At 66.5% G+C, this 16,673-nt stretch carries 16 protein-coding genes; 10 read left to right on the forward strand and 6 right to left on the reverse strand.

Translation table 11 applies throughout. From position 1 onward, the window contains the following. Positions 1–19: 19 nt before the first annotated feature. Genes topA through KBY77_RS03250 form a run of 5 tightly spaced genes read left to right on the forward strand, consistent with a single transcriptional unit; the run spans position 20 to position 6,300 of the window. Positions 20–2,770, forward strand: a complete 2,751-nt coding sequence (gene topA, locus KBY77_RS03230; RefSeq protein WP_255102159.1) for a type I DNA topoisomerase — start codon at positions 20–22, stop codon at positions 2,768–2,770. Next, positions 2,770–3,357, forward strand: a complete 588-nt coding sequence (locus KBY77_RS03235; RefSeq protein WP_255102160.1) for a hypothetical protein — start codon at positions 2,770–2,772, stop codon at positions 3,355–3,357. Before topA ends, KBY77_RS03235 begins: the two co-directional genes overlap by 1 nt. A 10-nt stretch (positions 3,358–3,367) precedes the next feature. Beyond that, positions 3,368–4,030, forward strand: coding sequence for a DUF2232 domain-containing protein (locus KBY77_RS03240; protein ID WP_255102161.1), 663 nt, complete (start codon positions 3,368–3,370; stop codon positions 4,028–4,030). Between the two features lie 6 nt (positions 4,031–4,036). Further along, on the forward strand, positions 4,037–5,212 hold the full coding sequence (locus KBY77_RS03245) for a nicotinate-nucleotide--dimethylbenzimidazole phosphoribosyltransferase (RefSeq protein WP_255102162.1): 1,176 nt from the start codon (positions 4,037–4,039) through the stop codon (positions 5,210–5,212). Between the two features lie 20 nt (positions 5,213–5,232). Next, positions 5,233–6,300 (forward strand): hypothetical protein, encoded by a 1,068-nt coding sequence (locus KBY77_RS03250; RefSeq protein ID WP_255102163.1) that lies wholly within the window; start codon positions 5,233–5,235, stop codon positions 6,298–6,300. On the opposite strand, the gene KBY77_RS03255 is transcribed toward KBY77_RS03250, so the two are convergent. Further along, positions 6,297–7,475: an aldo/keto reductase gene (locus KBY77_RS03255; RefSeq protein WP_255102164.1), complete on the reverse strand. Its 1,179-nt coding sequence runs from the start codon at positions 7,473–7,475 to the stop codon at positions 6,297–6,299. The two genes, KBY77_RS03250 and KBY77_RS03255, sit on opposite strands and share 4 nt — an antisense overlap. Further along, a complete protein-coding gene (locus KBY77_RS03260; protein WP_255102165.1) occupies positions 7,441–8,064 on the reverse strand; it encodes a bifunctional nuclease family protein in 624 nt (207 codons plus the stop codon). The genes KBY77_RS03255 and KBY77_RS03260 overlap by 35 nt, the downstream gene beginning before the upstream one ends. A gap of 55 nt (positions 8,065–8,119) precedes the next feature. On the opposite strand from KBY77_RS03260, the gene KBY77_RS03265 reads away from it, so the two are divergent. Beyond that, positions 8,120–8,770, forward strand: coding sequence for a riboflavin synthase (locus tag KBY77_RS03265; protein ID WP_255102166.1), 651 nt, complete (start codon positions 8,120–8,122; stop codon positions 8,768–8,770). A 110-nt stretch (positions 8,771–8,880) separates the two neighbouring features. Next, on the forward strand, positions 8,881–9,477 hold the full coding sequence (locus tag KBY77_RS03270; RefSeq protein ID WP_255102167.1) for an HdeD family acid-resistance protein: 597 nt from the start codon (positions 8,881–8,883) through the stop codon (positions 9,475–9,477). A gap of 27 nt (positions 9,478–9,504) precedes the next feature. On the opposite strand, the gene KBY77_RS03275 is transcribed toward KBY77_RS03270, so the two are convergent. The 4 genes from KBY77_RS03275 to KBY77_RS03290 form a co-directional block, all read right to left on the reverse strand. Continuing rightward, positions 9,505–9,897 carry an AbrB family transcriptional regulator gene (locus KBY77_RS03275; RefSeq protein ID WP_255102447.1) on the reverse strand — a complete coding sequence of 131 codons (393 nt, stop codon included), beginning with the start codon at positions 9,895–9,897 and terminating at the stop codon, positions 9,505–9,507. A 93-nt stretch (positions 9,898–9,990) separates the two neighbouring features. Further along, positions 9,991–10,515: a cytochrome c oxidase subunit 3 gene (locus KBY77_RS03280; protein ID WP_255102448.1), complete on the reverse strand. Its 525-nt coding sequence runs from the start codon at positions 10,513–10,515 to the stop codon at positions 9,991–9,993. A gap of 208 nt (positions 10,516–10,723) precedes the next feature. Further along, on the reverse strand, positions 10,724–12,394 hold the full coding sequence (gene ctaD, locus KBY77_RS03285) for a cytochrome c oxidase subunit I (protein WP_255102168.1): 1,671 nt from the start codon (positions 12,392–12,394) through the stop codon (positions 10,724–10,726). 89 nt (positions 12,395–12,483) lie between these two features. Beyond that, positions 12,484–13,383 (reverse strand): cytochrome c oxidase subunit II, encoded by a 900-nt coding sequence (locus KBY77_RS03290; protein WP_255102169.1) that lies wholly within the window; start codon positions 13,381–13,383, stop codon positions 12,484–12,486. 200 nt (positions 13,384–13,583) lie between these two features. Here KBY77_RS03290 and KBY77_RS03295 point away from each other — a divergent pair, with 200 nt between their 5' ends. From KBY77_RS03295 to KBY77_RS03305, 3 genes are read left to right on the forward strand one after another with little or no spacing between them, the layout of a single operon-like run. Beyond that, positions 13,584–14,579, forward strand: coding sequence for a heme A synthase (locus KBY77_RS03295; RefSeq protein ID WP_255102170.1), 996 nt, complete (start codon positions 13,584–13,586; stop codon positions 14,577–14,579). Continuing rightward, positions 14,572–15,570, forward strand: a complete 999-nt coding sequence (locus KBY77_RS03300; protein WP_255102171.1) for a heme o synthase — start codon at positions 14,572–14,574, stop codon at positions 15,568–15,570. The genes KBY77_RS03295 and KBY77_RS03300 overlap by 8 nt, the downstream gene beginning before the upstream one ends. Positions 15,571–15,622: 52 nt before the next feature. Further along, positions 15,623–16,630 carry an ATP-binding cassette domain-containing protein gene (locus tag KBY77_RS03305; protein WP_255102172.1) on the forward strand — a complete coding sequence of 336 codons (1,008 nt, stop codon included), beginning with the start codon at positions 15,623–15,625 and terminating at the stop codon, positions 16,628–16,630. The last annotated feature ends 43 nt before the right edge of the window (positions 16,631–16,673 follow it).

Consider the following 16,673-nt stretch of genomic DNA (forward strand, 5'->3'; position numbering starts at 1 on the left):
AACCGGTTCATGCCTGCCTGTGGCGCACACGCTGGTCATCGTCGAGAGCCCCACCAAGGCCCGCACCATCCGCGGCTACCTGCCGAAGGAGTTCCGGGTCGAGGCGTCCATGGGACACGTGCGTGACCTGCCCAACAACGCCAGTGAGATTCCCGCTGCCCACAAAGGGGAGAAGTGGGCCAACCTCGGCGTCAACACGGCCCACCAGTTCGAACCGCTCTACGTGGTTCCAAAGGACAAGAAAAAGGTTGTCAAGGAGCTGAAGGAGGCCCTCAAGGGTGCCGATCAGCTGCTGCTGGCCACGGACGAGGATCGGGAGGGGGAGAGCATCAGCTGGCACCTGCAGGAGCTGCTCAATCCCAAGGTTCCCGTCAAGCGGATGGTGTTTCACGAGATCACCAAGGAGGCGATCGGCCGCGCCCTTGAGGAGACCCGTGATCTGGACATGGAGCTGGTCCATGCCCAGGAAACCCGGAGGATCCTGGATCGGCTGGTGGGTTACACCCTCTCCCCCCTGCTCTGGAAGAAAGTGGCCTGGGGCCTCTCCGCCGGTCGGGTGCAGTCGGTGGCGGTGCGGCTGCTGGTGCAGCGTGAGCGAGCCCGCCGGGCCTTCCGCAGTGGTTCCTACTGGGATCTCAAGGCCAGGTTGGAGCACGGCGGCAGTGAGTTCGAGGCCAGGCTCACCCATGTCGGTGCTGAAAGGATCGCCGGCGGCTCTGATTTCGACGAAACCACCGGCGCGCTCAAGGTCGGCAGCAAGGTGCGTCTGCTGGAGGAATCGGAAGCCCGAAATCTGCGGGAAACGGTGCTCAGTCAACCCTGGCGTGTCGCTGAGGTGGAGGCCAAGCCCACCACGCGCAAGCCGGTGCCGCCGTTCACGACCAGCACCCTGCAGCAGGAGGCCAACCGCAAGCTGCGCCTCTCCGCCCGCGACACCATGCGCACCGCCCAGGGGCTCTACGAGCGCGGCTTCATCACTTACATGCGCACCGACTCGGTGCATCTCTCCGATCAGGCGATCAACGCCGCCCGTGCCTGTGTCAGTGAGAAGTACGGGCCCGAGTACCTCAGTCCGGCGCCGCGGCAATTCAGCACCAAATCCCGCAATGCCCAGGAGGCCCACGAGGCGATCCGCCCATCTGGCGATTCCTTCCGTACCCCCAGAGACAGTGGTCTTGATGGCAAGGATCTGGCCCTCTACGAGCTGATCTGGAAGCGCACCGTGGCGTCTCAGATGGCAGAGGCACGGCTGACCATGCTGAGCGTGGAGCTGAAGGTGGCGGAGGCCAGCTTCCGAGCCAGCGGCAAGCGCATTGATTTTCCCGGCTTCTTCCGGGCCTACGTGGAGGGCAGCGACGATCCCGACGCCGCTCTTGAAGGCCAGGAAGTGCTCCTGCCTTCCCTCGCCGTCGATGACCGGCCCGCCTGCTCCGGGGTGGAGGCCCTCGGCCATCAGACCCAGCCGCCGGCGCGCTACAGCGAGGCCGCGCTGGTGAAGATGCTGGAGAAGGAGGGCATCGGTCGCCCGTCCACCTACGCCAGCATCATCGGCACGATTGTCGACCGTGGCTACGCCACGCTCTCTGGCAACGCCCTCACCCCCAGCTTCACGGCCTTCGCCGTGACCGCCCTGCTGGAGGGCCATTTCCCCGACCTGGTTGACACCAGCTTCACCGCCCGGATGGAGTCGAGCCTGGATGAGATATCCACCGGCAAGCTGGAGTGGCTCCCTTATCTCACCGAGTTCTACAAGGGGGAGAAGGGCCTGGAAACCCAGGTGCAGCAGCGGGAGGACGACATCGACCCCACCGTCTCGCGCACGATCGAGCTGGAGGGCCTCCCCTGTGTGGTGCGGATCGGCCGTTTCGGCGCCTACCTCGAGGCCAAGCGGGTGGATGACGACGGCAACGAGGAGCTGATCAAGGCCACCCTTCCCCAGGAGATCACCCCGGGAGAACTCGATAGCGAGCAGGCCGAGCTGATCCTGCGCCAGAAGAGCGAAGGACCGGAATCCATCGGTGTCGATCCAGAAACCGGCGAAGCCATCTACCTGATCTTCGGCCAGTACGGGCCCTACCTGCAGCGGGGGCAGGTGAGCGATGAGGTCCCCAAACCGAAACGGGCCTCCCTGCCCAAGGGCGTCAAACCGGAGGAGCTCAGCCTTGAAGATGCCCTTGGCCTGCTGCGGCTGCCGCGCCAGCTCGGGGAGCACCCGGACGGTGGCAAGGTTCAGGCGGGTCTGGGGCGCTTTGGCCCCTATGTGGTGCACGACAAGGGCAAAGGCGAAAAGGATTACCGTTCGCTTAAGGCTGAGGACGACGTGCTGGCAGTGGACCTGTCGCGGGCCCTGGAGCTGCTGGCCATGCCCAAGCGCGGTCGGGGTGGACGCACCGCCCTGCGCGATCTCGGCACCCCCGAAGGCGCAAGCGAAGCCATCCAGGTCTTCGATGGCCCCTACGGCCTCTACGTGAAGCAGGGCAAGGTCAATGCCTCCCTGCCCGAGGGCACCGGCGCCGAGGCCGTCACCCTGGAACAGGCCGTCGAGTTGCTGGCGGCCAAGGCAGCCAGCGGCAAGAGCAAGACCGGTAAAGCCGGTGCGACGAAAGCTGCCGCCACCAAGGCTGCCGCCTCCAAGGCCGGCTCGTCAAAGGCCAAACCCAAAGCCCAGCCCAAGGCAGCTGCTGCCAGCAAGCCCAAGATCCCCTCCACCACCAAGACGGGCCGCCCCAGGGCCAGCTCGGTGCGCATCATCCAGGCTGGCTCGGGCTGATGGCCCGCCCCCTGATCCATGGCCTCAGCCTGGCGTGGTTGGCGGCCGTTCTGCTCGCTGCCCTGTCCGCCTGCAGCGGCACTCCTCTCGGTGATCGTCTTGCCGGCAGTTTTGGAGCACCGGCAACCCCTGCAGCTGCTCCGGGGAGTTCCACAGACACCAGATCAGAGGCCGGCGCCGGCAATGCCACTGGAGCGGCAGGGACCAGCTCCGCTGCCGGGAAAGCCGCCGCGCCGCTCCCGTCCCCTTCGCCCACCTCGCCGGCAGGCACGGCCGGGGCGAGCGGATCTGCCAAGCCTGGTGAGGCGGCTGCCACCAAGCCTGCCAAGCCCGTCGCCAGCTCCCAGGCGGCTGGTTCTGCCCCTCGCTCCCCCGCCAGTTCTGCTGCTTACCGAATCACCATCAAGCTGCCCGTGGCTGATCCCTCCGCCCCCGCCGAGGTAGTCACCGAGGCCCTGCGGGCCGCGGGGGTGAGTTTCGAGGTGGAGACGATCGAGCGGATGCCATCAGATGGCGGCCGTGCCACCGCTCCTGGGGGCTCCAACGCGGTCGCCCCGGCCTCCAGCCCTGCCCCGGCCCCCCGCTGAGCCTGCTGCAATGCCTCCCTCGTCTCCCCCCACCACCAGCCTCAGCCCCCGCCAGGCCCGCCAGCTGGTGGAAACTGCCTATCTGGCCTCTGCCACCGCCCTGCTCTGGGCGGGCCTCTACTACCTGCCCGTGGGTGGAGCCCTGTTTCGACTGGCCCTGCCCCTGCCACTGGCCCTTCTGCAGGTGCGTCAGGGTTGGAGGCCCGGTTGGGAGGGGGCTGTGGTGGCGTCTCTGCTGCTGGTGGCGCTGATGGGCCCGATCCGTGGGCCCCTGGTGCTTTTCCCCTACGGACTGCTGGCCCTGTGGCTTGGCTGGGGCTGGGGTGCCCGGCGCAGCTGGTGGCTCACCTGGGGTGTGGGCCTGCTGATCGGCAGTGGTGGCTTTCTGGTGCGGGTGGCAGTTCTCTCGCTCCTGCTGGGGGAGAACCTCTGGGTATTGATCACTGCCGCTGCCGCCGGTGTGCTCGAGCGCCTCAGCTCGCTGCTCAACCTGGGGGTCGGCCCCGATCTGCTGCAGGTGCAGCTGATGGCCCTGGCTCTGGTGCTGGTGCAGAACCTGATCTACGTGCTGGCGCTCCATGCAGTGGCTTACTGGATCTTCCCCCGGTTGCAGGCCCCGATCAGTGAGCCGCCGCCCCAGTTGCGTTCCCTGGTGGCGCTCGATCCACTCTGATTCCCCTTGATCAGCCTCTGCGGTGACCCGGACCAGGCCCGCCGCTGGTGTGAGCGCCTGGCTCGCGACTGGCCCGCCAGCCAGATCCTGTTACTGCTGGCCGGTACCGATACAGCGGCGGTGCCAGGCATCTCCGCTGCCGGAGCCACCCCTGAGGTGCGTCTCCACACCGCCGCCGCCGACGCGGAGCTGCTTTTGCTTGGCCCGTCGGGGCAGCGGCCCCACGCCCTGCCACCTCTGCCCGCCGGGGTCAGCCCGGCCCTGATTTCCCATGTGGTCTGCCGGGAGCTGTCTCTGGTGCCGCTGGTGGCCGACCTGGGCTGCGCCGTGGCACCGGCGGTCTCCCACCTGCGCCTGGGCGGCACGCCGGCCCGTTGCCTCAGCAGCGGAGCTGCGATGCCGAGGCAACGGGTGGAGCGGCTGCTGCGTCTGGGCCAGCGCTGGGGAGCCCGCTGGTGTGCGGCCCACCACGACACCGCGACGGGCGAGCCGCCCCCGGTGTTGATTGCCGAATGCGTGCCGGGGGGCACCAGCACGGCTCAGGCGGTGCTCACTGGGCTGGGGGTGGAAGCTGCGGGTCTGGTGAGCGGCAGCCTGCGCCAGCCGGCCCATGCGCTCAAGAGTGAGCTCACTGCTCGCGGGCTGGCGGCGGCGGGACTGGGGTTGGGGCTGTCTGAGGCTCACCCGGTTCCCGGAGCGCTGCTGGCGCTCGATCCCCTGGCGGTGCTGGCCGCCGTGGGCGATCCGATGCAGGCCCTGGCGACGGGACTGTTGCTGGGGATCGCCAGCCGGCGAGTACCGGTGCTGCTGGCCGGGGGCAGCCAGATGGCCGCCGTGCTGGCCCTGGCCCTGGCCCTGGCACCGGCCAGCCAGCGATCCTGTCTGGCGAACCACGGGGCCATCGCCACCACCGCCTGGGTGGCCCAGGAGCCCGGCAGCAATCTCAGCCTGTTGCTGGAGCGCCTCGGGGAGCGCTGGGGAGTCAGGCCGATGGCCTTTGCCAGTTCCCTGCGCTTTGGCGCCTGCCGCAGCGTTGCCCTGCGCGATTACGAGCGGGGGTACGTCAAGGAGGGGGTAGGTGCCGGCGGGCTCGCCCTGCTCTGGGAGCTGAGCGGCCGCTCCCCAGGCGCCCTGGCTGCCGCCTGCGATCTGGCGATGGAGGAGCTGCAGGACTGCATCTGATCGCCTCCTAGGGTCCAGCCATGCAGGCCGATCCCCGTCCTCTCAGCTGCTCCATGAGCCGCCGCAGGCTGCTGCAGCTCTCTGCCCTTGCAGGCCTGGGCCTGGTGGGGGGCTGCGGTCGGGGCTCCGGCGCGCAGCTGGTGTATGGGCGTGGGGAGTTGCCCGCCGTCTGGGCAAAACGACTGCCGGATCCCTGGCGGGCCCAGGCCGTGGAAGGCCCAGAAGCGGTGCTCTCCGCCCGCGCTGCCGCCCTGGTGCAGCTGGGGGACGGCTGGCTGGAGACGATGGATGCAGATGCCTGGCAACCATTCGTATCGGCGGGCTCCCCTGCCTCAGCTGAGCTCTGGGAGGGGCTGGCGCCCGAGGCCCAGCCGCTCACCCGCCTGTTCCGCCCTGAACCGGCACCCGCCCTGGCCTACCCCTGGTCCTTCGGGACCTGGCTGCTGGTGCTGCGCAACCGCCGCGACCTGGTGGCCCGGGCGGCTGAGGGTTGGGCGCTGCTGCTGGACCCGAGCCTGCGAGGTCAGCTGCTGCTGCCCTCCTCGCCGCGGCTGGTGATCGATCTGGCCCTGCGTCAGCTGGGGTTGCCTCCGGATGCTCCGGCCAGTCTCAGAGACCCTCGCCTGGGTGATCAGCTCAGCCGGCTGCGCCGCCAGGCCGCTGCCTTCGATGATCGCGATGGCCTCAACCTGCTGCTCTCAGGCGAAGTGGAGGCCGCCGTGCTGCCAAGCCAGAGGGTGCTGCCGCTGCTGCGCAGCGACACCCGCCTGAGCGCCCTGCTGCCCGCCAGCGGGTCGGCCCTGTGGTGGAACCTGCTGCTGCGCCCGGCCCAGACCCGGGAGGTTCCGCCGCTGCGCTGGTTGCTGCAGGCCCGGGAAGGACCCCTGCTCAACCGTCTGCTGGCGGCAGGCTGGGTGCCGCCGCTGCGTCGGGACCTGCTGGCCGCTGCGCTCTCCAGCTGGCCGCCGGCGGTGGCTGCCCTGCTCTATCCGGCGCCGGCCCTGCTGGCGCGCTGCACCTCCCTGCCGCCGCTGGCGGAGGAGCAGCGCCGCGAGTTGCAATCGCTCTGGGACCGCAGCGGCTCCTAGCCCCAGAGCCGGCGCCTAGGGGCTGCTGCCAGGCGCCGGTGGGTGTCTGCCAGAAGGGCGGGAATCTCCAGCCCATGGGGGCAGCGGGGCAGGCAGTCGCCGCAGCTGCGACAGGCACTCGCATCGAGCGCTTCCCACCAGTGGCCGGCCCGGCCGATCAGGTTGTAGCGCTCGCTGGCGAAGGTCTCCATGCCATGGCCCAGGGTCAGATTGCGCAGGCGCAGCAGCTCGGGGATCGGGACACCGCTCGGGCAGGGCAGGCAGGCCCGGCATTGGCCGCAGCGCTCGGCACCGAGGCGGTCGTGGCCGCTGGCCTCCAGATGGTGGAGGGCAAGGAGCTCCTGGGTGTCCAGGGGGCCTGAGGCGGCCTTCAATTGCCTGGCCAGCTCAAGATCCTGCCTTTGCTCGGCACCGAGGGTCAGGCTGCTGATCCCCTCGGCCAGCAGGAATCGGTATGCCAGCCGCAGAGGCTCCAGGGGCGCGCAGTCGGCTATCAGCTCGGGGGGAGGGTCGTAGAGGCGTCCGCCCTTGTCGGCCGGCGAAATGGCCAGAACCCCAAGGCCCCTGGCCAGGGCCTGCCGGGCCAGGGGCAGCCGCTCCTGATCGAAGAGGTGCAGGTGCAGGCTGCAGAAGCTGAACCGCCCGCTGGCCAGGGCCCGCTCAATCAGGGGGGTGGAGCCATGGCTGCTGAACCCCAGCTGACCCACCAGCCCCTGCGCCAGGGCCCACTCCAGCAGCCGCGCCCCAGCCCCTTCCAGGGCCCACGCCAGATGCTCGGGCCTGTTGAGCCCATGCACAGCGAGGTTGTCGAGGCGGCGGACCCCCAGCCGCTGCAGGCTGCCGAGCAGCTGGGCCTGGCCGCTCTCGAGAGAGGCGCCGGGGAGGATCTTGCTGGTGAGCACAAGATCGTCGCGATCCCCGGGGCGGCTGGTGGCGATCCTGGCCAGGGCCTGGCCCAGGTAGGCCTCGGCCGGTCCGTAGGACGGGGCGGTCTCGACGTGGTTGATGCAGGCGTCAAGGGCGGCCTCCAGCACCTCCAGCATCTGCTCGGGGCTGCCGGCGGCTCGCATCGTGCCGAGTGTGAACAGGGAAACCCCAGGACCGGAGCCGAACGGACGCCGCTCTGGTGGCACGCCGGCCTCAGGAGTTGCTGGAGGAGGGGGCTGGAGGTTCATCCATCGGTCCGTTGGCGGGACCGTTGTCCGGAGCACCTGGGCCCGGCTCGTCGTCGCCAGCCTCGTCGTCGCGACTGTCGGGGTTGTCCTGGCGCTGGGCCCGGCTGAGGTTGCGGATCAGCTCAGCGGGGCTCACCTGGTCGAGAAAGCGGCGGAAATCGGCCTTTTCCTCGGCATCGGCCTCGGAATCCACTGGGATCGAGGCGTCGGCCACCACCTCTTCCAGCATCCAGATTCCGCTGCCGGTGCGCAGGGCCAGCGCGATCGCGTCGCTGGGCCGGCAGTCGAGTTCGCTGGCCTCGCCGTCGGAGTCGGTGAGCTTGAGCACGGCACGGAAGGTGGCGTCCTCGATCGAATGGATGATCACCCGCTCCAGGCTGACCCCGCCCACGGCCATCAGGGCGGCCATCAGGTCGTGGCTGAGGGGACGGGGCGGAGTCGTTCCCCCCAGGCCCGCGAGAATGTTCTGAGCCTGGGCCTGGTCGATCCAGATCGGCACCTGCCGGCGGCCGGAGGGGTCCCGCAGCAGCACGATCGGGCTGCGGCTGGCCGCATCCAGGGCGATTCCGGCGACGCGCATCTCCACCATTGTCCTGAAGCGCTGGCCCTTTATCCGATTATGACTAGCAGCGCCGCAACCTCCAATGTTTACCGGTCTGGTTCAGGCGGTGGGCCGCCTGCGGCGCCACGCCCATGGCGTGACCATCGAGGGCCTGAGCGGCCTGGATCCCCTGGCCCTTGGTGACAGCGTGGCGGTGGACGGGGTCTGCCTCACTGTCAGTGCCCTGATGGTGGATGGCTTCCGAGCCGATGTCAGTGAGGAGACGCTGCGGCGCAGCACCCTGGCCGCCAAGGCCGAGGCCGGTGCGGCCGTGAATCTGGAGCCGGCGCTGCGGCTTTCGGATCGCTTGGGGGGGCACCTGGTCAGCGGCCATGTCGATGGCGTGGGTGAAGTGCTGGCGGTGATGCAGGCCGCTGGCTCCTGGCGGCTGGAGCTTGCCTGGGAGGATCCCGCCTATGGCCGCTATGTCTGCGACAAAGCCAGCGTGGCCGTCGACGGCATCAGCCTGACGGTGGCGGGCAGCAGCCCTGCCGGGGAGCGCTTCTGGATCGCTGTCATCCCCCACACCTGGGGGAGCACCACCCTGCTGCAGCGGCAGGTGGGCGACCGGGTCAACCTGGAGGCGGATCTCCTGGCGAAGTACACAGAACGCTTGCTGCAGCATGAATCGCACCCTCGGGCTTCGGCGCCGCCCCTGAACCGGTCCTGGCTGGCGGAGCATGGTTGGGGCTGAACAGGGGCAGCCAGGACCGGCATGGGTTCCCGGGGCTTCTGGCGCTGCTCAGGCTGGTCGGCCCTGAGACTCGCCCTAGCCTGATTGACGTCGACGCTGACTGGGCAACCATGACCACGCCGCTCCCGCCCCTGCGCCCTCTCGATCAGCGTCAGGTGGCCGCCCTGCGCACCTTCACCATCGCCGAAGGGGTGCTGATGCTGGTGCTGGGGGTGCTGGCGCTGCTGTTTCCGGTTGTGGCCTCCTTCTGGATCACGGCGATGGTTGCCCTGGCCTTCCTGGTGGGTGGTCTGGTGGGTTGGATCGACAACCTGGTGAGGGCCCGTCAGCTCAGCCGCCGCCACACCTTCTGGCGGCTTGTGGTTTCGACCCTGTTCCTGGTGACCGGCGGCTGGATGATCTCCCAGTTCCGCGGAGGGCCGCTGCAGGTGGCCGATCAGGTGGCGGCCCTTTCCCTGGCAGTAGGCGTGGTCTTTCTGGTGGAAGGTCTGGTGGCGGTGCTGGTGGCGATCAGCCATCGGGGCGCGCCTGGCTGGGCCTGGGGCCTGCTCAACGGCCTGGTCACCCTGGTGCTCGGAGCCTTGATCCTGTCGATGAAACTGGGGGGTCAGCTCTCGGTGCTGGGGATCCTGGTGGGGGTGAGCTTCCTGTTCAGCGGTGTCGACCTGCTGGCCTTCGGCGCCGGATTCCATCCTGACGAGGATTGAATCGCAGCCTGGTTGCTGCCCCGATCTTCAGGGATGGGCCGGTGATGTAGGGCCGGTTTCGGCATCTCCAGCGTCGCCATCAACGGAGAGCAACCAGATAGAGCCGGTTTCATGGTGGATCTGGATGTGAAACTCCTGCCCGGGCTCCAACCCCATGCGACGGGTGTAGGCATGGCCGATCAGCAGGTTGCCGTTGCCATGCACGCGGGTGCGGAACTCGGCCTGACGCCCCTTGCTCGCCCCGGAGCTGGCCGCACTTCCCCCCAGCCGGTAGCCCTTGGCTTCCACCAGAGCCCTGTAAAAGCTCTTCTTGAGGACCCGTCCCCCCGGGCTCACGTAGCCGCAGCCCCGGGCGATTTCATCTTCCGAGCAGTTGCTCAGGGAGCGGGCCTTGTCGAGCAACTCCTTGCCCTGGAGCATGGTTCTGCCGAGTGACGGCATGACGTTCGACATGGTTTTGACAGTCCTAGCTCCGATTGTGGCCAGGGGGATGCAGATTCGGCAAGGGTCCCTTCAAAGCAGGTAGAGAATGCCGTAAAGAACTAACCAGATTCCATCGACGAAGTGCCAGTAGAGCTCGGCGGCTTCAACGCCGAAGTGATGATCGGCCGTGAATCGTCCGGGGGTGCGGGCTTGCCACCAGACGATCAGAATCATCAGAGCCCCCAGCGATACGTGCAGACCGTGGAATCCAGTCAGGGCATAGAAGGTGCTGGCATAGAGATTGTCGGTGAGGCCGAAGGGTAGTGAAAAGTACTCCACCATCTGGCCTCCGAGGAAAGCCAGGCCCAGCCCCGCTGTGATCAGCAACCAGAGGCGGCAGGCCCCGAGCTGATCGTGGCGCAGTTCCTTGGCGGCGCGGTGAAAGGTGAAGCTGCTCAACACCAGCAGCACGGTGTTGATCGTGGGGAGGATCAGCTCAAGCTCGTAGACCGCACCGGCTGGCAGTGGATTCACGGCCCGGAAGGTCAGGTAGGCGGCGAAGAAGCCTGCGAAGGTCATGCCGTCGGCCACCAGGAATGTGGCCAGGCCGAACATGCGGTGGTCGGGATGGCCGTTCTCGGTCGCAACCTGGGCCAAGGGCGCCGATCCGTCAGGCAGTGGCGGGGCGAGGGTGTTGGAGGGAGATTGATCCGAGCTGGGGGAGAAGGCTGTCATTGGGCTCCTGGCGATGAAGGAGGAAATCAGGGATGGCTGGACGTAAGGCTGGGCCTGCAGTCATCGCGACGGCCAGGCCATGACCTGATCATTGACCGCTGGACCAGATCTCGCGGCCGGTAGCGGCTCCGAGATCGATCTGGCCAGGCTGAACCCCATAGCCGTAGGGGTGCTGCACCAAAGGGGCTTCTCCTTTCCAGTTTTCCACCGGTGGAGGCGAGCTGGTGAGCCACTCAGGTGTGAGAGCGTTCCAGGGGTTGTCGCCGGCTACACGGCCGGAGAAGGCACTCCAGAACACGTTGATCAGAAACGGCAGGGTGCTCACTGCCATCAGCAGAGCGCCGACACTGCTGATCTGATTCATCAGTGTGAACTGGGGATCATATTCGGCGACGCGACGGGGCATGCCGTTGAGGCCGAGCCAGTGCTGGGGAGCAAAGCAGAGGTTGAAACCGATGAAGGTGATCAGAAAGTGGAACCGGCCGAGGTCTTCATTAAGCATCCGACCGGTGAATTTCGGGAACCAGTGGTAAATGGATCCGAAGATCACAAACACCGTTCCGCCGTAAACAACATAGTGGAAATGCCCAACGACGAAGTAAGTGTCGTGAACGTGGATATCAAAGGGCACCTGGGCCAGGGCCACGCCGGTGATACCTCCAAAGACAAAGTGAACGATGAAGGCGCAAGAGAACAGCATCGCGCTGTTCAGGGCGATCTTGCCTCCCCAGAGGGTCGCTAGCCAGTTGAAGAATTTGATGCCGGTGGGCACGGCGATGAAGGCGGTGGCAATCGTGAAGAACAGGCGCATCCAGGGCGGTGTGGCGCTGGTGAACATGTGGTGGGCCCAGACGATCAGCCCCAGGAACACGATGCCCAGAATCGAGTACACCATTGTGGTGTAACCGAACAGCGGTTTGCGGGCGTGCACCGGCAGGATCTCACTCACCAGTCCGAAGGCAGGGAGCACCATGATGTACACGGCAGGGTGGGAGTAAAACCAGAAGAGGTGCTGATAGACAACCGCGTTGCCGCCCAGGGCAGGATTGAAGAAACCTGTGTGGGCAATGATGTCGAAGCTGAGCAGCACCAGAGTGCCTGCCAGAACCGGCGTGGAGAGAACCACCAGAATGCTGGTGCCCAGCATGGCCCAGCAGTACATCGGCAGCTGCATCATCTTCAGGCCTGGCCTGCGCATCTTCAGGACCGTGGCGATGAAGTTGATGCCACCGAAGATGGAGCTGCCGCCCAGCAGCAGCACGCTCAGAATCCAGACAACCTGACCCGCCGCGGGAGTGGTCAGGCTGAGGGGTGGGTAGGCCGTCCAGCCTGACTGGGCCGCACCGGCGATGAAGTAACTGGCGATCAGCAGGAAACCTGCCGGCGGAATCAGCCAGAAGGCCACGGCATTGAGCCGCGGGAAAGCCATGTCGCGGGCACCGACATAAAATGGAATCAGGTAGTTTCCGAAAGCACCGTTCACCACTGGCACGATCCAGAGAAAGATCATCACCGTGCCGTGTAGGGTCAGCACCTCGTTGTAGGTTTCCCGGCTGATGAAATCCGAGATCGGGCTCACCAGCTCAACCCGGATCATCCCGGCCAGTGCTCCGCCGACTAGATAGAAGAAGAAGCCTGCCACCATGTATTGCAGGCCGATCACCTTGTGATCAAGGCTGAAGCTGAGATAACGCAGCCAACCCTCGGGCTGAAGCCCAGGCGGCGAAGAACTGGTCTGAGGCGGAAGAGCGATGGTCATGGGGGCGAGCGGCGAAGCGGTGGGGGAAAACTGAGCTGCTGGATTGCCGGAGGCTGGGGCCTTCAGGCCCGCTCAGCGCGGCCGCCAGATCAGCCGGTGGAGCTGGTGCTGGGAGCGATGGCCACGGTGGCTGTGTTGTTCTTCTCGAACCAGGTTGCGAACTCGTCTGGCTCATGCACCACCACTGTGGAGCGCATGCCGCCGTGGTACGGGCCGCAAAGCTCAGCGCAGATGATCGGATAACTGCCGGCCTTGATCGGGGTGAATGTAAGCAGGGTCGGCTGCCCGGGGATGATGTCCTGCTTGAGACGAAACTCGGGCACCCAGAAGGCATGGATGACATCGCGGGCCTCCATGCGTAACTCAACAGGTTGACCCTTCTGAACATGCAGCTCGCCGCTGGTGATGTCGCCCTGCGGGTAATGGAACAGGAAGGCGAACTGGAGTGCGGTCACTTCGACTGGGAGAGCTGGCCCAGCCGAGATCTGGCCGGACCCGATTCCACCCCAGATCCGTTTGGAAGGCTCAGGGGGAGTGCCGAGAACGGAGGCCTGGATCACGGCACCTGAGCTGCCATCGCTCGCCTGCGGCGCCATCGCCGCGCCATGCATGGAGTGGGGATCGCTGAGGGGAACCATGCCACCCATGCGGTCATAGATGTCGTAGCTGTAAATGCCAACGAACAGCACCACGATCGCTGGAATTGCGGTCCAGAAAATCTCCAGCTGCAGATTTCCCTCGACGGCTGCGCCATCTCCAGTCTCACCGTCGCGGCGGCGGAAACGGATCAAGCTGAATAACAGAAGCCCAAAAATTCCGATGAACAGGATGCTGCCAATGCTGAAAAGCACCTTGAACAGCTGGTCGTAAATCGGCGCATTCAAGCTGGCTGCAACTGGCAGCAGTTCAACGTTCTGGCCAATCCAGAGGCCAGTGAGCACAAGGGCCATTCCCAGAACGAGGCTGAGAATGGCTGAGGGGATCGGCACGACTGGAACAAAGCTCACTCCACCATATGGGGATCGCCGGCGTGGCGCTCGTGGCTGTCCGCAGGCCTTCGGTGTGCGTTGAAAACCTGTGAGGAACTCAGCACATGATGGCGAGTCGTTGCTGTTGGGCCCTGGCCGAGCACGTGAGTGCTTCCCCACAACCGGACGGCAGCACCAACCGTGATCGCTAGCTTTCGCAGATGCGATCCGCCCGTCTAACCACTCTCCTGACTTCCCATCTCGTGGTGGCGCTGATCGCCTTGGTGGGCATCGGTGGAGCCACCAGGGTCATGGAAGCCGGCCTGGCCTGTCCAGACTGGCCACTTTGTTACGGCACCTTCCTGCCGGGCCGCCAGATGAACCTTCAGGTCTTCCTGGAGTGGTTTCACCGGCTGGATGCCTTTCTTGTCGGGCTGGCTCTGGTGGCCCTCCAGGTGGTTGTGCTCAGGCGGCCCGCCGGCAGGCGTCCGGTCTGGCTGATCGCTGCCAGCGCAGCCGCTCTTGGCCTTGTGGCGGTGCAGGGCTTGCTCGGCGCTCTCACTGTCACCCAGCTTCTCCGTTTCGATGTGGTGACTGCCCACCTCTCCACCGCCCTCGTGCTTGTTGCCCTGGTGAGTGCCATCCACCAGGGACTGGCTGATTGTGAACTGCTGGCCCCTTCCTCCATGGCCCAGCCAGCCGCTGCCCGGGCCCGGTTTGCAGAGCCGATAGTTGCTTCGCCTCTGGCCTGGCTTGGGCGCAACGGTTGGTGGCTGGCCTCCGCCATCACCGCTCTGGCTGTTTTCATCCAGGCTGTCAGCGGTGCGCTGATGGCCACCCAGTGGGCCTCTGGCAGCTGCCTGAGGTCAGGTGTGGCCTGCGGCTGGCTGGCCCTGCACCGTCAATTGGCTACTCCCGTGGCGGCCTCTGTGCTGGTGCTGGCGGCTGCCCACCTGCTGGTGAGCCGGAAACGGAGTCGACAAGGCCCCTATGCCCTCGCCGCGCTTCTGCTGGTTTGCCTGCAGATCGCCCTTGGGGTGCTCACGCTTCGCCTCTCCCTGGCGGTGCCGTTGGTCACGGTGGCCCACCAGCTCACCGCCGCCCTGCTGGTGGCGGTGCTCAGCGCTCTGGCGATGCTCCACCGGCCGATCCCCTCCTCCGAGGCAATCACCTCCGTCCAGCCCCAGAACGCCCGTCTCGAGTCCTGCCATGGTTAGCGCCACCAGCCTCAGCCCCCAGCTCAGCAGCCGCGACCAGGTGGTCCCTTCCCGAGCCAAGGTGCGCTTGCCACCCTGGCTCGAAATCGCCAAACCCAGGCTGATTCCCCTGCTCCTGGCCACCACCCTTGGAGGAATGGCCCTCTCCGAGGGCTGGCCGATGACGGCACCGCGGCTGGCCTGCACCCTCGGAGGTGGCGCCCTGGCCTCTGCGGCTGCCGGGGTTCTCAATTGCCTCTGGGAGCAGGAGCTTGATGGGCGCATGCTGCGCACCAGCGGCCGTGCCCTGCCCTCAGGCCGGCTTTCAGCCGCCACCGCCTTCGCCGTGGCGGTCTCCCTCACTTGCGCGGCTGCCCTGCTGCTTGTGAGCGGCGTGAATTGTCTGGCTGCTGGGCTTTCCCTGCTGGGCCTGTGCAGCTATGTGCTGCTGTACACCGCCCTGCTCAAGCCCCGCACCACCCAGAACATCGTCATCGGTGGGGTGGCCGGAGCGATCCCCCCTCTGGTGGGCGCTGCTGCAGCCACCGGCCATGTGGGTCTGGGCGGCTGGTGGCTGTTCGGCCTGGTGATGCTCTGGACCCCGGCCCATTTCTGGGCGCTGGCCCTCCTGCTCAAGGAGGACTACCGCTCGGTCGGGATTCCCATGCTGCCGGTGGTCAAAGGGACCGAGGTGACCGCAGTGGCGATAGGCCATTACGCCCGCGCCACCGTGCTGGTGAGCCTGCTGGGTGTGCTCGTACTCCCCACCGGCGGCTGGCTCTACGGCCTGCTGGTGATCCCCTTCAACGCCCGTTTGCTGCAGATGGCCCACACCCTGGGCCTCAATCCCGATGAGGTCGCCCCGGCCCGGGGACTGTTCCGCTGGTCGATCCTTTATCTATTCGGCATCTGCCTGCTGCTGCTGCTGGCCAGGCTGCCCGGAGCTGAAACCTTCAGCCTCCAGACCGGAGAATTGCTGGCTGCTCTCAATCTCCCCTCCCCCGCTTTCTAGATTGCAAGCTCCCATTGGCCGGGCCGGTGTGTCAGCAGTACAGCCAGAAGCCATGATCCATCTGGATCAGATCAGCAAGGCGTACGGGCCGGTCGTGGCCCTTGATGGCCTCAGCCTTCATGTTCCTGCCGGCAGCCTCTATGGCCTGCTTGGACCAAACGGTGCTGGGAAGACCACCGCCCTGCGCATCCTCTGCACCCTGTTGGCCCCGGATGCGGGTGGGGTTCGTGTGGCTGGACTCGATGCCCTTCAGCAGCCGCGCCAGGTGCGCGAGCGCCTGGGCTATGTGGCCCAGGAGGTGGCGATCGACAAGATTCTCACCGGACGGGAGATGCTGCACCTCCAAGGCGCTCTTTACCACCTGGCCGCGCCCCATCTGCGCCAGCGCATCGACGATCTGATCCAGCTTCTGGGTATGGAGGGTTGGATCGACCGTCGCTGCGGCACTTACTCCGGTGGCATGCGTCGCCGCCTTGATCTGGCCAGCGGCCTGCTGCATCAGCCCTCTGTACTGGTGCTGGATGAACCCACCGTCGGACTGGATATCGAGAGCCGTGGGGTGATCTGGCAGGTGTTGCGGCAGCTGCGCGACGCAGGCACCACAGTTCTGCTCAGCAGCCATTACCTGGAGGAGATCGATGCCCTCGCCGATCGGCTGGCGATCCTTGACGGTGGCCGGGTGATTGCCGAGGGCAGCCCCAGCGAGCTCAAGCGCGCACTTGGAGGCGATCGCGTCACTCTGCGGGTGCGCGAATTCAGTGATGAGTCGGAGTCGGCCCGGGTGCAGCAGGTGCTGCAGGGCTGCCCTGGCGTGCGCCAGGTGGTGGTCAACCGTGCCCAGGGACATTCCCTCAACCTGGTGGTGGATGGGGAGGCCGTGATCGAGCAACTGCGCCGCCAATTGAGTGAGGCCGAGCTTTCCGTGTTCTCACTCTCCCAGAGCCGTCCCAGCCTCGATGACGTCTACCTGCAGGCCACCGGCCGTACGTTGATGGATGCCGAACTTGAGGTGGTCGGCAACCGTGATCCCAAGGCCGAGCGCAAGCAGGCCATGCGCTGAGTTCTTCCCCACCATGTCCTGCCCGATCACCCGACCGCCCGCT

The organism is Synechococcus sp. Cruz-7E5 (assembly GCF_024345995.1).
Classification (GTDB): domain Bacteria; phylum Cyanobacteriota; class Cyanobacteriia; order PCC-6307; family Cyanobiaceae; genus Regnicoccus_A.

Excerpts from the sequence above, each read along its gene's own strand:
- KBY77_RS03255 (WP_255102164.1), bottom strand. The coding sequence starts at position 7,475 with ATGAACCTCCAGCCCCCTCCTCCAGCAACTCCTGAGGCCGGCGTGCCA.
- KBY77_RS03300 (WP_255102171.1), top strand. The coding sequence starts at position 14,572 with ATGGTTAGCGCCACCAGCCTCAGCCCCCAGCTCAGCAGCCGCGACCAG.
- KBY77_RS03295 (WP_255102170.1), top strand. The coding sequence starts at position 13,584 with ATGCGATCCGCCCGTCTAACCACTCTCCTGACTTCCCATCTCGTGGTG.
- KBY77_RS03275 (WP_255102447.1), bottom strand. The coding sequence starts at position 9,897 with ATGCTCCAGGGCAAGGAGTTGCTCGACAAGGCCCGCTCCCTGAGCAAC.
- KBY77_RS03235 (WP_255102160.1), top strand. The coding sequence starts at position 2,770 with ATGGCCCGCCCCCTGATCCATGGCCTCAGCCTGGCGTGGTTGGCGGCC.
- KBY77_RS03260 (WP_255102165.1), bottom strand. The coding sequence starts at position 8,064 with ATGGTGGAGATGCGCGTCGCCGGAATCGCCCTGGATGCGGCCAGCCGC.
- KBY77_RS03250 (WP_255102163.1), top strand. The coding sequence starts at position 5,233 with ATGCAGGCCGATCCCCGTCCTCTCAGCTGCTCCATGAGCCGCCGCAGG.
- KBY77_RS03240 (WP_255102161.1), top strand. The coding sequence starts at position 3,368 with ATGCCTCCCTCGTCTCCCCCCACCACCAGCCTCAGCCCCCGCCAGGCC.
- KBY77_RS03265 (WP_255102166.1), top strand. The coding sequence starts at position 8,120 with ATGTTTACCGGTCTGGTTCAGGCGGTGGGCCGCCTGCGGCGCCACGCC.
- KBY77_RS03305 (WP_255102172.1), top strand. The coding sequence starts at position 15,623 with ATGATCCATCTGGATCAGATCAGCAAGGCGTACGGGCCGGTCGTGGCC.
- KBY77_RS03270 (WP_255102167.1), top strand. The coding sequence starts at position 8,881 with ATGACCACGCCGCTCCCGCCCCTGCGCCCTCTCGATCAGCGTCAGGTG.
- ctaD (WP_255102168.1), bottom strand. The coding sequence starts at position 12,394 with ATGACCATCGCTCTTCCGCCTCAGACCAGTTCTTCGCCGCCTGGGCTT.
- KBY77_RS03280 (WP_255102448.1), bottom strand. The coding sequence starts at position 10,515 with ATGTTCGGCCTGGCCACATTCCTGGTGGCCGACGGCATGACCTTCGCA.